This window comes from Kitasatospora sp. NPDC024654, assembly GCF_055559155.1.
Genome location: NZ_JBVHLF010000126.1, coordinates 1 through 14,337, shown reverse-complemented (window position 1 = coordinate 14,337; position 14,337 = coordinate 1). Strand labels below are relative to the sequence as shown.

Annotated in this window: 11 protein-coding genes and 1 pseudogene; 5 read left to right on the top strand and 7 right to left on the bottom strand. The window is 72.4% G+C overall.

Going from position 1 to position 14,337, the window contains the following annotated elements; genetic code table 11:
• The 3 genes and pseudogenes from ACZ38L_RS35910 to ACZ38L_RS35900 form a co-directional block, all read right to left on the bottom strand.
• Positions 1–270, bottom strand: a 270-nt coding sequence (locus ACZ38L_RS35910) for a transposase family protein (protein WP_465701616.1), incomplete at its 3' end; no start/stop codon positions are given.
• A gap of 211 nt (positions 271–481) precedes the next feature.
• Complete coding sequence (locus ACZ38L_RS35905) at positions 482–736, bottom strand: hypothetical protein (RefSeq protein ID WP_465701618.1); 255 nt, start codon at positions 734–736, stop codon at positions 482–484.
• Between the two features lie 31 nt (positions 737–767).
• Positions 768–986 (bottom strand): annotated as a pseudogene (locus ACZ38L_RS35900) (transposase); the annotation flags it as partial.
• A 744-nt stretch (positions 987–1,730) separates the two neighbouring features.
• On the opposite strand from ACZ38L_RS35900, the gene ACZ38L_RS35895 reads away from it, so the two are divergent.
• Positions 1,731–5,381 carry a protein kinase domain-containing protein gene (locus ACZ38L_RS35895; RefSeq protein ID WP_465701614.1) on the top strand — a complete coding sequence of 1,217 codons (3,651 nt, stop codon included), beginning with the start codon at positions 1,731–1,733 and terminating at the stop codon, positions 5,379–5,381.
• Complete coding sequence (locus ACZ38L_RS35890) at positions 5,378–6,658, top strand: protein kinase domain-containing protein (protein WP_465701612.1); 1,281 nt, start codon at positions 5,378–5,380, stop codon at positions 6,656–6,658. The genes ACZ38L_RS35895 and ACZ38L_RS35890 overlap by 4 nt, the downstream gene beginning before the upstream one ends.
• 16 nt (positions 6,659–6,674) lie before the next feature.
• Here the strand turns inward: ACZ38L_RS35890 and ACZ38L_RS35885 are convergent, their stop codons facing one another.
• Together ACZ38L_RS35885 and ACZ38L_RS35880 are read right to left on the bottom strand one after the other, a co-directional pair.
• Positions 6,675–7,376, bottom strand: a complete 702-nt coding sequence (locus tag ACZ38L_RS35885; RefSeq protein ID WP_465701610.1) for a hypothetical protein — start codon at positions 7,374–7,376, stop codon at positions 6,675–6,677.
• A gap of 49 nt (positions 7,377–7,425) precedes the next feature.
• A complete protein-coding gene (locus tag ACZ38L_RS35880) occupies positions 7,426–8,061 on the bottom strand; it encodes a DUF7019 family protein (protein ID WP_465701608.1) in 636 nt (211 codons plus the stop codon).
• A 1,196-nt stretch (positions 8,062–9,257) separates the two neighbouring features.
• On the opposite strand from ACZ38L_RS35880, the gene ACZ38L_RS35875 reads away from it, so the two are divergent.
• Positions 9,258–10,478: a hypothetical protein gene (locus ACZ38L_RS35875; protein ID WP_465701606.1), complete on the top strand. Its 1,221-nt coding sequence runs from the start codon at positions 9,258–9,260 to the stop codon at positions 10,476–10,478.
• 65 nt (positions 10,479–10,543) lie between these two features.
• On the opposite strand, the gene ACZ38L_RS35870 is transcribed toward ACZ38L_RS35875, so the two are convergent.
• The gene (locus ACZ38L_RS35870) at positions 10,544–11,203 is read right to left on the bottom strand and encodes a restriction endonuclease (protein WP_465701604.1); all 660 of its coding nucleotides are present in this window, start codon (positions 11,201–11,203) and stop codon (positions 10,544–10,546) included.
• A gap of 135 nt (positions 11,204–11,338) precedes the next feature.
• Here ACZ38L_RS35870 and ACZ38L_RS35865 point away from each other — a divergent pair, with 135 nt between their 5' ends.
• Positions 11,339–12,346, top strand: coding sequence for a Tn3 family transposase (locus tag ACZ38L_RS35865; RefSeq protein ID WP_465701602.1), 1,008 nt, complete (start codon positions 11,339–11,341; stop codon positions 12,344–12,346).
• Between the two features lie 110 nt (positions 12,347–12,456).
• Here the strand turns inward: ACZ38L_RS35865 and ACZ38L_RS35860 are convergent, their stop codons facing one another.
• Positions 12,457–13,365, bottom strand: coding sequence for an alpha/beta hydrolase family protein (locus ACZ38L_RS35860; protein WP_465701600.1), 909 nt, complete (start codon positions 13,363–13,365; stop codon positions 12,457–12,459).
• Positions 13,366–13,467: 102 nt separating this feature from the next.
• Between ACZ38L_RS35860 and ACZ38L_RS35855 the strand changes: the two genes are divergently transcribed.
• Positions 13,468–14,037, top strand: coding sequence for a TetR/AcrR family transcriptional regulator (locus ACZ38L_RS35855; RefSeq protein ID WP_465701598.1), 570 nt, complete (start codon positions 13,468–13,470; stop codon positions 14,035–14,037).
• Positions 14,038–14,337: the final 300 nt, after the last annotated feature.

The window sequence follows — 14,337 nt, the reverse complement described above, 5'->3', positions numbered from 1 at the left end:
GGCGTCGTGCCGGGCCCAGGGCACGAAGGCCACGGTCGCACCGTGCCGTGGGCAGGCGACCCGCGGGGCATCGGCCTCCAGGAACACCCGCACCGGCCCGTGGTCCAGATCCCGCCACCGGCGCCGGCCGCGTCCCCGGTCGTACCAGGGGGCCGGGCGTCGGCACAGCCCGCACCGTCCACGCCGCCGCGCATCAGGCCGCACCGACGCGACTACACACTGTTCCGATTCGTCCCAGCGCACCGCCTCGACCACGGTGTTTTCCACCATCAAGGTGCGCTTCCATATGCTGAAGGCAGGCACGCCGTCTCTCTGCTTGATCAAACTTGGGCTTCGACACCTCAAGGATCACAGAGGACGGCGTGTTTCACGTCCAGCCGCAGGTCAGCGCACCCACACATACGGCAGGAGAGCCACATTCCGCCCGTCGAGTACGAGACCAACTACTACCTGGCAACCGCAAAACCCCTGGTCACAGCCATCATCTGAGCTCTCTACCGAACCCGGGGCGGTTCAGGTCGATCACGGTGGCGAGGTACATCTTTCCCTCACCGGTCTCGATCTCGGTCATGTCGCCCACCCACAGCACGTCGGGCGAGACCGCGTCGAAGTGCCGGCCCACCAGGTCGCGGGCGGCCTTCCGCTTGCCCTGCCGGGTCAGCGACCTGCGCTTCTTCGGCTCGCGGCCGTACCAGCCGTGCTCGGCCATGATCTCGGCGACCGTGTTCACCGACACCTGCCAGCCCTCGGCCCACGCGCAGTTGCTGGTTCTCCGCTCGGAGCCTGGCCAGCTCCTGCCGTTCGGACTCCCGCAGCGGCCCCGTCCCGCTCTCCGAGGCTCGCCGGGCGGCGTGCACCCAGTTCTGCAGTGTGGCCTCGTGCACCCCCAGGTCCCGAGCCACCCGCGCGGCCGGCTTCCCGGTCTCCAGCACGATCCGCACGGCCCCATCCCGGAACTCGGCGTCGTACGTACGTCGCTTCCCCACCCTCAACTCCTTATCGGGTCACGACTCCACGCTACGAGGGGAAGCACACCTCCGGGTGCCTGGGGCTGACCTCCCTCACCCATCCGGGGCGGGCGGCGCGCGGACCGGGGATATGAGCCCGTACGCCGCCCGCCCTGCCGGGCAGGCACCGGGCTCAACGAGTGCGCCGCCGGAACGGGCACGGCCCCGACGGTGGGGTCAGGACTCGCCGCCGCAGTGGTGGGCCTGACCACGCTGACTGCCGCGCGGGAATCCAGTCGCGTCGCCGCGGCCGGCCGATGTCAGCCATCCCCACCCCCCTCACCAGGCCCACCAAGGGTCGGAGCCGTCGCCTGGGCTGGCTGTTCTACCGTGGAAGAGCACGAGCCGGGCCGCGACATTCGCGCGGGTCAGCCCCGAGGCGGCGCCGGCGCCCGCGTCCTGGTCGCAGAGGCCTGCGCGCCGTCCGACCGTGGCCTACGCCCCTGCGCCACACTGCTCTCCTTGGCCATGATGTCCACGCCTCGGATGTGCATGGGGGAAGCTCAGCGTAGGTGATGGCCCCTTCGCCAGGACGGCGCGGCCCCGGCCGCTGAGCAGACGATCGAGCCCGCTCGATCGCGCCCCGTGGGCGATGTGCCGGGCCACGATCCGAGCCAGGAGGAACCCAGGAACGGCAGCGGCCACCGGAACGGTCCCTGCCCACGAGTGCCGCCCGCGTCCGGGGAGTTGTGGCCCCAGTCGGCGGGGCGCAGGCTGGTGCCCGTGACGGTGGGGAGCTGGCGGCGCGGCGATGTCGTCCTGGGGCTGTACGGGGTGCTCGATGTCCTCGACGGCGGTGGCATGGGGCTGGTGTACCGGGTCGAGCACCGCGGCTGGCACCTGGATCTCGCGGTCAAGGTGCCGCGTCCCGAGCTGGTGGCCGACCCCGGCGGGAGTGGCGCGTTCGGGCGCGAGGCGGGCACCTGGGTGGGACTGGGGCCGCATCCGAACGTGGTCACCTGCCACTACGTGCGCCGGGTCGGGGTAGTGCCGTGCGTCTTCGCCGAGTGGGTGCCGGGCGGTTCGCTCGCGCAGCTCGTCCGCGACGGCCGGCTGTACGAGGACCCCGGCAGCCCTGCGCGCCTGCTCGATCTGGCCGTGCAGATCGCCCGGGGCATCGAACACGCGCACCGGCAGGGGCTGATCCACCAGGACGTCAAGCCCGCCAACGTGATGGTCGACCCGGGCGCCGGGTGGACCGCGAAGGTCACCGACTTCGGACTGGCGGGGGCACGGGCCGCGGCTGGGGAGAGCACCGCCGTTCCGCCGGGCGGGAGTCTGCTCGCCTCCTACGGCGGCATGACCCCCGCGTACTGCTCACCGGAGCAGGCCGAGGCGGCGGCCGGCGCACCGGTCGCCCTGACCCGTGCGACCGACGTCTGGTCCTGGGCGCTGTGCGTCCTGGAGATGTTCACCGGGGGCCCGCCCTGCCGCTACGGGCAGGCGGCGCCCGAGGCGTTGGCCGCGTTCGTGGAGTCCGGCGGCCGGTCCGTGCGACCCGGCCGGCAGGCCGCAACGCCGGGACAGGCGATACCCGCGATGCCTGCGGCCCTCGCCGACCTGCTCCGGCGCTGCTTCGAGGTCGCCCCCGCGCGGCGGCCCCGGCGGATGGCTGAACTGGCCGACGCCGTCTGCGAGATCTACGCGGAGGCCATCGGCACGCCCTACCCGCGCAGGCCCCCGAGGGCTGCGGACCTGCTCGCCGACGGCCGCTCGAACCAGGCGCTGTCGCTGCTCGACCTCGATCGGGCGGAGGAGGCCGAAGAGCTGTGGCGCACGGCCACCGACCTCGACCCGCACCATCCGGCGACGGTCTACAACTGGGCCGTGTACCGCTGGCGCCACGGCCAGCTCACCGACGAGCAGGTGCTGGCCGAACTGCGCACCGCCCGGACCGTCCAGGGCGAGCGCTGGCGCGAGGACCACCTGATCGGGCTCGTGCACCTTGAACGGGGCGACCACGAGGCGGCCCGGGACCTGCTGGCCGGTGCCCCGGACATCCCCGAGGTCAGGGCCGCCCTGGCCGAGTTGGCCCGGCGGGACCCGCAGCCCCGGCCCGTGTCGGTCGCCGGGCACCGCGGCGCTGTCAGCGCCGTCGCGGTCGACGCGGACGGGCGGGTGGCGATCACCGGGGGCGAGGACGGCTGCCTGCGGGTCTGGGACGCGGTGGCCGGGCACTGCCTGCACGAGCTGCGTTGCGAACCGGCGGACTCGACGACCGGGGGCCAACCGTCCGCCCCGGTCACCGCCGTGGCCGTCGCCGCCGACGGGCGGACGGGGCTGGCTGCCCACGGCGAGGGCCCGGTCGAGTTCTGGGGCCTGGCGGACGGGGTCCGGCTGGGCTCCCTCACGGGTCACGACAGCGCCGTCACGGCGGTCGCGCTGACCTGCGCGGGCACGGCCGCCCTCGCCCACCGCGACGGGCGGGTTCGGGTCCGTGAGCTGGGATCCGGCCGCCTGCTGCGAGAGTTCGAGCATCCGCCGCAGGAGTTCCGGCCGTTGGACCGGCAGACGGGGCGGGTGCTGCCGCAGGTCCACCACAAGTCGGTGCCGGTCCGCGCCGTCGCGCTGAGCGAGGACGGCGAGATGCTGGCCACAGCGGCACCGAGCGCCGGCAGCGTGGGGGTGTGGGACGTCGTCCATGGCCGCCCGCTGCACCGGCTGGCCGCCTCTGCGGACCTCCACCTCACGGACATCGACGGGGTGGCGTTCAGCGCGGACGGCAGCTACGCGCTGCTCACCGGCCTCCAGCTGGACGGGTTCTGCGTCTGGGAGACCCGCACCGACCGGGTCCGCGCCACCATGCCCAACACGCTGGAGCGCCACGCGCTGCTCGCACTGAACGCCGACGGCAAGGTCGCGGTGTCGGTCGGCAGCAGCGTCGACCCGCCGCTGCGGGTGTGGGAGACCCGCGCCGGCCGGTACCTGCGCACGATCGGCATCCGTTTCGACCCGGATCGCGCGTCAGATCCGACCGCCGTGGCCCTCAGTGGGGACGGCCGGGTGGTCGTCGTGGGCGACGCGTACGGAGGCGTCCAGATCCACCGGCTGGCCCGAGCCGGCTTCCGGGCGGCCTGGCACGTCGCCCGCCCCCGGCCCGCGCTCGAGCTCGCGGACAGCGAGACCGAAGTCCGGCGGCTGATCGAGCGCGCGGCCGAACTCGCGGCGGCGGGCCGCCCGGCCGCCGCCGCCCGGGAACTGCGGGCCGCACGGGCCGTGCCCGGCCACGAGCGCCACCCCGAGCTGCGCCGGCAGTGGGCGGACCTGGCCCGGACGGCAGGCACCCGCACGGCGCTGCTGGCCGTCTGGGAGCGGTACGACCTCAGCGGCACCCCGGTCCTCACCGCCGAGGTCAGCCTGGGGCTGAGCGCCGACGGCGAGCTCGCCGTGACGGGCGGGTCCTACGGCCGGGTCAGCCTGTGGCAGCTGCGGACGGCCCAGCGCCTGCACACCTTCTCCGAGCGGGTCGGCAAGACCCACACGGTGCTGGTCGCCCCCGACGGCCGGTACGCCCTGACCGCCGACTGGGCGAACTCCGCGCATCTGTGGGACCTCGAACAGGGCGTCAGGGTCACCGAGTTGTCCGGGGACCACGGGCTGGTCAGGGCGGTTGCCGTGGACCGCGCGTTCACGCTCGCGCTGGTCGGGGACGACGACGGGGCGCTGTGCCTGTGGCAGCTGCCGCACGCCCAGCGCACGCCGGGGGCCGCGGGAGCCGGTCAGGCCGTCGTCCGGCGGCGCACCATGGTGGCGCACGACGGCCCGGTCGAGTTCGTGCGGCTGAGCGGCGACGGACGCTATGCGGTGTCGACCGGACTGGACGATCGGACCTCCAAGGTGTGGGCCACGGCCACCGGTCAGCCACTGTTGGCGTTTGCCCCCACAATCGGCGGCGCGAAGGGCATGCGGTTGGCGCCGGACGGCGGCAAGCTGTTCGCCATCACCGAAGAGGGGCTCACGGCGTGGGACCTGCGGACCCGGCGCAGGGTGCACCAGTTCCCTTACCGCTGCCCCGACGTGCTGGTCCTCAGCGAGGACGGGCGCATCGGTGCGGTCGGCGGGCTGGACCGGATCCACGTGTGGGAGCCGGAGAGCGGCCGCACCGTCTGCGAACTGCCGGGATCCTACGAGACCTTCGCGCTCAGTCCGGACGGGCGGTACCTGGTGGCGGCCGGGCGCGACCAGGTCCTGCGGGTGTGGGACGCGCGCACCGCCCAGTGCGTGCACACGCTGGCAGAGCATCCCGCGCCCGTCACCCTGGTGGCCTTCACCGCCGACGGCCGGAACCTGGTCTCGGCCGACCTGCGCCCCGGGCTGCGTCTGTGGGAGCTGGACTGGGACTACTCCTTCCCGGCGGACGGCGGCACCCGGTGAGCGCGCGGGTGACCGTCTCGGTGGAGAGCGGCGACGCGGTGGCCGAGTACGTCTACCGGGAACCGGCGAGCTGCGAGGTGGGCCGAGCCGCCGAGTGCGGGATCCAGGTGGCCGACCGGCACCGGAGCGTGTCCCGGCGGCACTGCCGGCTCGACATCGATCCGCCGCGGGTGCTGCTGCGCGACCTCGGCAGCAGCTACGGCACGGTGGTCAACGGCCGCCGGCTGGGCCGGCTGACGGAGCATCCGCTGACGGCCGGGGACGAGGTCCTGGTCGGGGACGTACGGCTGCGGATCACGGTGACGGAGGAACCGGACGAGGCGGTCGCGCCGGAGCAGCTGCGCGGGCTCGGCGCGCCGGAGGTGCCCGGCTACCGGATCCTGCGGGAGCTCGGCCGCGGCTCCCAGGGCGTGGTCCACCTGGCCCGGCACCTGGCGACGGGTGAACTGGTCGCGCTGAAACGGGTGTCGGCCGTCGGCACAGTGGACGAGCACGCGCGCTTCGCGTTCCGCCGGGAGCTGGCGAACATCCGCGCGCTGCGGCACCCGAACATCGTCGGCTTCCGGGGGAGCAGCGAGCTGGGCGACGCGTTCTGCTTCGCCTGCGAGTACTGCCCCGGCGGCAGTCTCGAACAGCTGGCCGCCCGGTACGGCGGCCGGATCCCGGTGTCCGAGGCGCTGCCGATCGTGCAGCAGGTGCTGGCGGGTCTCGACTACGCGCACCGGGCCGTGCTCCCGGCGCCGCGGCAGGGCGACGGCACGAGCCCGCAGCCCCGTGGCCTGGTGCACCGGGACGTGAAGCCGGCCAACATCCTGCTGGCCGGGGCCGGGATCGGAGCCGGGTCTGAGCCCGCAGTCGGGTCGGGACCCGGTGCCGGCGGACGGCCGGTGGTCAAGCTCGCGGACTTCGGGCTGGCCAAGGCCTTCGAGCACGCGGGTCTCTCGGGCCACACCCGAACCGGAGCGCTGGGCGGCACAATCCCGTTCACGGCCCGCGCCCAGCTGCTCGGCTACAAGTACGCCGGGCCCGAAGTCGACGTGTGGGCGACCGCGGCCTGCCTGTACTGGATGCTCACCGGCGCCACACCACGCGACTTCCCCCCGGGCAGGGACCCGGTCGTGATCGTGCTCCGCGAGCCGGTGGTCCCGATCAGGGACCGCGAACCGTCGTTGCCACCGCCGCTCGCGGAGGTGATCGACGCGGCGCTGGTCGACACCCCGCGCATCACCGTCCGCACGGCCGGGAAGCTGGCCAGGGCGCTGCACGGCGCCCGGTAGCGGCCCGCACGGCGGCTCAGCCGCCGCTGTCCCGGATCCGGGCGGCGGCGACCCGGACGGTGAAGCCCGTACGGCCCAGCCGTTCCACCGGCTGCTCGCGGTAGGCCAGCCGGCGCAGGGCCTCGTCGTGCGCTCGCCGCTGCCGCCTGGAGCACCGGCTCCGGTCGACCTCCAGGGACTGGAGGACTGGCGAAACGGCGTCCCGGTAGCGTTCTGGAAGACGGGCGGCCCGCTCCTCGTACGCGGGATCGTCCGGATAGCCGAGGGCCAGGCTGACGGGGGGTTCGGCGCCGAGCTTCCGGCCGGCCTCGCGCAGGGAGTCGGCCAGCAGGTCGAGCGCCATCGTGAGGTCGACGTCATGGGATCCGGACCCCGCAGCCGGGTGGTAGGCCGCCGGCGCGTCCTCCGGCACCACGAACCGCACCCGCACGCCGCCGCCGGCCAGCACCACCAGCAGCGCGGGCCAGCGGCCGCCGATCTCGACCGTGAACTCGGGAGCCTGCGGCTGCAGCGACCAGCGCAGCGCCACCCAGTCGGCCATCCGCAGCGCCTCGGGCGGCAGGTCCTGCGGGGTGTACGGGCCACGGCTGCGGGTCACCAGCGCGCTCCCGCGCATCACTGCGGTGGCGCGGGCCCCGGCCGCGTCGATGTCGAGCGTCAGGGGCTCGATCGGGAGCTCCCTGATGACCTTGGTGGCAGCGCCGATCAACCAGGACACCGGCCGGTCCGCGGCCCCGGCGTCGTCCGGGCGGGCCGCGCCGGCCCGGTCAGTCGACCAGGGCCACATAGAGCGGGCTGCCGAGCAGCACGGCCATGCTCCCGTGCGGGAACAACTCCGGGTACGGGCAGGGGCCGTGGAGCAGCCGCTTGGCCAGGAACTCGACGCGCTGGGCCGGGCCACGCAGCGCCGAGTTGGCCTGCACGACCAGGCCCAGCGCGTCGGCGCTCGCCGGCTCGCCCTCGGGCGTGAGGGTGGTGAGCCGGTCGAGCAGCACCGGCATGAGGGAGGCGCTCAGCCGGCTGGCCGGCGGCCCGCCGTCGGCCGCGCCCACCAGGTGCCCCGCCGAGCCGCCGAGGCCGACGACGGTACGGTCACTGCGGCCGCCGAAGTACACCGAGTCGCCGTCGGTGACGGCGCCCCACTGCATGGGCAGCACGCCGTGCACGTAGGGCCCCGGCTCGTCCACGCCCCCCAGGTCACCGGACTTCTCCAGACGGCGCACCACCCGCTCCAGGCGCGCTACCCGGTCCGCCGCGGCGCTCTCCACGGAGTGCTTGGCCCCCACCATCTTCAGGTCGACGCTGACCTCGGTGACCCGCTTGCGCGAGGCGCGCGGCTCGAACTGCGACAGCAGCATGTCGACCTTGGCATCGCTGATGTACAGGTAATAGCGGACCGGCACTCTTCCCCCTCGATGCAGCTCTGCGCCCACCGGCCGGATGGTACCCGTCGCACCGGAGCAGCAACCACCCGCCACGCCAGGCCCGTTGGCGCCTGCGGCGACGTCATGCGATGCACCGAACTCGTGCGTCGTCCACGTCTCCCGCTCGGCCACGACACACTCCCCCACGATGCCCACGCGCTGCCCCGGGCCCGGGCGCCGAGACGACGATCTCGCAGCCGACGCAACCGGGAAGCGCCGCCCTCCCGAGCCCGCAGCGGTCACCCCGCCCTGTACCGCGGAGCGGGGCCGGTCAGAGTCGTCCGACGAGATGCCCGTCCGCCGCGGTACGGAACTGATGGGCCATCGTCGCGGTGCGCCGTCCTCGTACGCTCGCAAGGTGACCCCTCGACAGCTCTTCAGCACAGGAACACTGGGCGGCGGCCCGCTCTGGCACCGGCTGCGGCGTGCTCTGGGACGACAGCCCGGGCCAGTCGCACCCCAGGTGGATGCGGAAGCCCGCGCCTGCGTCGTGGCGGATCCGTCGCGGCCTCGGCGCATCAACCACGCCGTCACCTCACCGAGGCCCACGCCCGGCGCATCCGCGACCGGGAACTCGCCGACTACGAACAGCTGCGTGCGGCGGCCGTCGCCAAGGCGGCCGAGAACGGGTTGAGCACCGCGTGGTGGCGGGCGGCATGCTGGATGCTCCGGCTGGCGCTGGCCGTGCGGGACGCCGACGGCGAGGAGCTGGTCGCGGAGGAAGCGCTCGACGAGCTGCCCCATAGCAAGGGCCCTGTCGCCGACCTCCTGCGCGAGGCCGGGCTCCTTCGCTCGCGTCGTCGCCGACGCGTTGTTCTGCCCAAGCCCCACCGCAGCTGCAGGTACTGCAACTGCTGGGGTTTCCGCTCCGTCTGCTCGGGCTGCAGCAGTTGGGGAACGCACCCGATCGGCGACTGCCGCCGCTGCGGCCGGCCCGACGTCAAGCTGCTGGACTGCATCTGCCGGGCCTGTTTGGTGCACATCGACCAGTTCGGTCCCGGCACAGAGCCAGAGGCGTGGACACAGCCGTGGTTCGGCGGCGTGCTCGCCCCGCGGCTCGCCATTCAGCGCGGGATGCTCGGGTACCCCGCGCCGCACGGGAAGGCCCGGCATCGAGCCGCCGCCCGCCAGCCCGCCCCGCCCGCCAGCCCGCCCCGCCCGTCTCGGCCTACCTGGTGGATCCGGCCCAGACGGTCTTGTTCGACGTCCGGCGCCACTGGACCTGTATCGCCGTCGGCCAGCTGGACCGGCTGCCCTCTCTCACACCCGAGGCCCAGGCCCTGCTCGACGACTTTCGGCAGCACGCGAGGCGGCAGGGCTGGGACGAACAGGTACGGCGTCTTTCGGCCCGTAGCCTGCGCATCGTGCTGGCCTGGCTCGGCGCCGAAGCGCCTGTCCACGAAGCCGACATCCGATCCCTGCCCGCCGACCGGCCCGGCACCAGCGCCCGGCGGATCCTGCAGTTCCTCGCCCAGCGCGGTCTGGTCATCGCCGATCCCGCCCGGCAGATCGACATCCACCGCCGGGCCATCGAACAGCGTTTCCAGACCCTCCCCGACGGCATCGCGGACGAGTTCCGCGGCTGGGTACAGGTCCTTCGCGGCGAGGGCCGGCGCGTGCACCCGGCGATGCCGTTCGAGACGATCCGCAAGTACCTCGGCTACCTCTTCCCAGCCCTGACCGCCTGGTCCGACCGCGCGACGAGCCTGCGCGAGATCACCAAGGACGACATCCAGGACGCGCTCGCCCAGCGACCAGGCTCGCCAGGCCGGGAACAACTCGCCGCGCTCCGCAGCCTGTTCCGCGCGCTCAAGCAGGAACGGCTCATCTTCCGCGACCCCACCCGCGGCATCTCACTGCCGCAGATCAAGCGCCTGCCCGTCCCCATCCCCACCGACCGGCTCCGCGGCCTGGTCGACCGGGCCGACGACCCTCTGGCGAAGTTCGTCGTCGCACTCATCGCCATCCACGGCCTCGGCAGACGTGAGACCCGCTGCCTCCTCCTCGCTGATCTCGATCTCGCGCGCGGACGCCTGACGGTCCGCCGGAACCCGCGGCACACCGTCTACCTCGACGAACTCACCCACACCCTCGCTGACCAGTGGCTACGCGAGTGCCACCGGCGCTGGCCCCTGAGCGCGAACCCCTATCTCCTGGTCAGCCAGCAGACCGCGGCCGACGACCGGCTCCCGCCCGTCTCCGCCATGGTGATGAACGACATCTTCCGGCCCCTCGGCCTGAGCTCGTCCAAGATCCGCCAGGACCGCATCCTCGACGAAGCCCGCCAGACCGCCGACCCCGTCCACCTCATGCGCGTCTTCGGCATCGCCGCCGAGACCGCGATGAAGTACATCGCCACCGCCCACCCCGAACGCCGCTCCACTCTCTGGCGATAGCGGCAGTCGGCAGAGTCAGCCACACACTTGGTCCTCGTCCACCGCAAGCGTCATGCCGGCCCTTTTCAGTGCCACGGCGCGGGTCCGGTCTGGGAAGCCCAGGCCGCCAGCCCGTCGCGGTCGAGCAGTTTTATGCCCACCTGAGCGGCGAACGACCGCGCCTGCGCGGTGAAGGTGGAGGTCGTGACGATCGCGGCCAGTTGGGCCTTGTGCGCGTCCCGGTAGGTTCCGTTCACCACCTGAACTGCCTGGTTCCCCACCGAGTTGCCCTGTGCGTACCGCTTGGCCTGGATGACCATGCGGCGTCCATCCGGAGTGGTGGCGATGACATCGGCTCCGTGGTCGCCAGCTCCGCCGACAACCCGTGCCGCGGTGCAGCCGTCGCGCTTGCAGAGGTACGCCAGGGCGTGCTCGAATTCCGACGGGTCCATCCGGTCGTAGTGCGCGATCTTGCGAGCGTGGGTCGCTTGCAGCGCTGCCCGCTGTGCTTCAAGGATCCTGCGACGTTCCTGCTCCGCCTTCCATTCGGCGGCCCGTTGCTCCTGCTCGGCCCTCACCCGCTCCTGCTCGGCCCTCACCCGCTCCTGCAGCTCAGCAAGGCGGCGCTTCTTTCGACGATGTCTCACCACTGCTACGGGCAGCCCGACGACGACCGCGAGGAGAATGAGCAGTACCCCGACTGGCGGGACAGCGACCGCCGTTGCGAGCAGAATAACGACGATCAAGCAGGAACCGGCCGCCGTCCCAGACTGCTTCTGCGCAGCCCGTGATGTCGCTGTCGATCGCTGCACGGGGCGACGGCTATAGGTGCGACGACGCGGTGGTCGTCGGTAGCGGCGTCGTGCCACTGAACCCCCAGAGTGTGCGATGTTCGAACGATCGTAGTGGGCGCGATCACAGGCTCCTACCAGTACTGGACCTGCGGAGCCGCCCCACAGCTGGCCGCTATGCTCTCAACCCACGCGGGTTCCGCCCCCGTTCAGGTCCAGGAATCGGCGAACCCGCGCGCTTCGGCGGTCGGCGGCATCGCCTACCACCACGTCTCCGACCTGTACATCGCGCTGTTCACGCACTTCGTGCCGTGCGGGGTGTGGGAGGCCGTCTACATCATCGAGGGCCTGCTGAAGAACACCTCCGAGGTCAAGCCCACCACGATCCACGCGGACACCCAGGGCGACATCGTGTTCGGCCTGCTCACCCTGGCCGGGTACACGTACGCGCCGCAGCTGGCCGACCTGCCGGACCAGAAGATGTGGCGCATCGACCGTGCCGCCGACTACGGGGCCTTCCAGGACGCGGCCCGCGGCCGGGTCGACCTGGCGCGCATCGAGCGGCACTGGGAGGACATCCCGCGGATCATCGGCTCCATCCACACCGGTGCCGTCCGCGCCTACGACGTGATCCGGATGCTGTCCCGCGACGGCCGCCCCACCCCGCTCGGCGACGCGATCGCCCACTACGGGCGTATCGCCAAGAGCCTGCACATCCTGCGCCTGGCCGACGAGCCCGGCTACCGGCGGCAGATCAAGAGCCAGGCCAACCTCCAAGAGGGCCGCCACTCCCTCGCCCGGAAGATCTTCCACGGCCGATCCGGGCAGCTCTACCAGCGCTACCAGGACGGGATGGAAGACCAGCTCGGCGCCTTGGGCCTGGTCCTCATTGCCCTCGTGCTGTTCAACACCCGGTACATGGACGCCGCGGCAAACCAGCTGCGCGCGGACGGCTTCGACGTCCGTGACGAGGACGTGGCCCGCCTCTCGCCGTTCGTCAGGCATCACATCAACATGCTCGGCCGGTACTCGTTCCTACTGCCCGAGATGCCCGGCGGACTGCGGCCGCTGCGCGACCCGGAGCGGACCGAGGTGTAAGCAGAGACGAGGGAGCGGCTTCGAGCACCGCCGCCCCCTCGCCGGTCAGAACGGGGCGTTCTTCTACTCGACCGTTCGGCGCCGGGCACCCTCCGACTGTAGGGCTTGGCTTACTTGCTGGCGATGCTCCACGTACCGTCGCCGTCTTCGGCGGTGCTGCCGAGGGTGGTCCACTCGGCGTCGTCGAGGCCGAGGGCCGCGCGGAGGTAGGCGGAGATCGCGTCGGCGAGGAAGACGACGCGGGCGGGGTCCTCGTCGGTGGTCTCGGCGACGCTTTCGCCGGCGATGCCGCCCATGGTGTGCTCGGCCTCGGCGATGGTGAGCAGGCTCTTGGGGGCCGGGCTGAGGTGGTAGGCGTCGGTGAACCACTCCGGCCCCCGGGTGGAGAGATGCGACTGGTCCTTGCCGCCCGCGATGACCAGGGCAGGGGTGATCATGGTGGAGAAGTCCGGCTTCATGAACGGGAGGTTCTCGGCGGCGAACGGGGTGAGGGTGTCGCCGGTTCCGGTCGCGGCGATCAGCGCGCCGGCCGACACCGCGGAGTGGGAGAAGTCCTCGCCGGGAACGCCGTCGGCGTCGAGTACGCGGGCACCGAGGATGGCGCCCGCGGTCTGGGCGCCCCAGGAGTGGCCGACCACGGCGATGCGCTCACGGTCGACGCGGATCCCCAGGCCCGCCTGGGCCAGAATGTCGCCAAGGTTGTCGAGGATCGCGTGGAGATCGGCTATCCGCACGCGCCAGATGGTGGCGAAGCGCGGATCGTTCCAGCCGATGGCGTTGCGGCGGGAGTCCAGGTGGGTGGGCTGCACCACGACAAATCCGGCGGCGGCCCACCGGTCGACGAGGGGCTCGTACCCGTCCAGGGACCACGTGTTGCCATGGGAGAAAACGATCACGGGCAGGTTCTGGCCCGACCGGGGAGCGGTGACCTTCACCTGCAGGTCGATGCTGCGGCCAGGTGCGGGAACGGGGATGGGCTTGACCGAGACGATCTGGTGGCCGAGGGGGCGGGAAGACATGAGAGACCTGTGTTTCTCTGCGGAGCGGCTCTGCCATACTTTGGCGGAGCGACGTTCCGCCAACTTAGCGGAACATTGTTCCGCGAGCAAAGGGAGTCATCGGTGCCGGAGTCGGTCGGGGTACGCCAAGCACAGGCGCAGCGCACCCGCAGCGGCGTACTGAAGGCTGCTGCGGCGGTCTTCGTCGAGCAGGGCGTCCAGGCGCCTGTCCGCGACATCGCCGAACGCGCCGGCGTCGGTGTCGGCACGGTCTACCGGAACTTCCCGACCCGCGCGGACCTCGTCACCGCCGTCTATCGGCACCAGATCGACGCCTGCGCCGCTCTCGCGCCCCGGCTCCTTGAGGAGTCCGCCTCGCCGTTCACCGCGCTGACCCTGTGGACGGACGCGTTCGTGGACTTCCTGGTGACCAAGCACGGCCTCGGCGCGGCGCTGGGGTCCGAAGATCCGGGGCTGGAGAACCTCCACGCCCTCATGCTCGACACCCTGGTCCCGGCCTGCGCGACGCTGCTGGACGCCTGCGCCGCCGACGACGAACTTCGCCCCGGTGTCCCCGCCTACACGCTCATGCGCGCCATCGGAAACCTCTGCATCACCGGCCCCGACTACGCTCAGGCCGACGCCAAGCGCATGGTCGCCCTCCTCCTCACCGGATGTCGCAACACGGCATGACAACAGGCTCGGCGCCCGTGCCGCCCGCACCCGCCACGCCGGTCTCCGTCCACTGCGCAAAGTCGCAGCGTGGACTACGGCTGCATCCACTGCCCACCAACTGGTAGCGGCGCCTTGAAAGGCGCCCGCGCGTCCTGTCCCGTCACACCACTGCTCCACTGTGCGTGCGGCTGCTGGCATCCTCGCGCGCGCCACTGACAATGCCTGAGCCTTCGCCATCTTCGAACGTGCTGGTCGGAGGGGCTGGCGTGGCGGCTTTCCGGGGTGCTCGTGCTGGTCGTGGGCAAGAGTCTGCCGTCT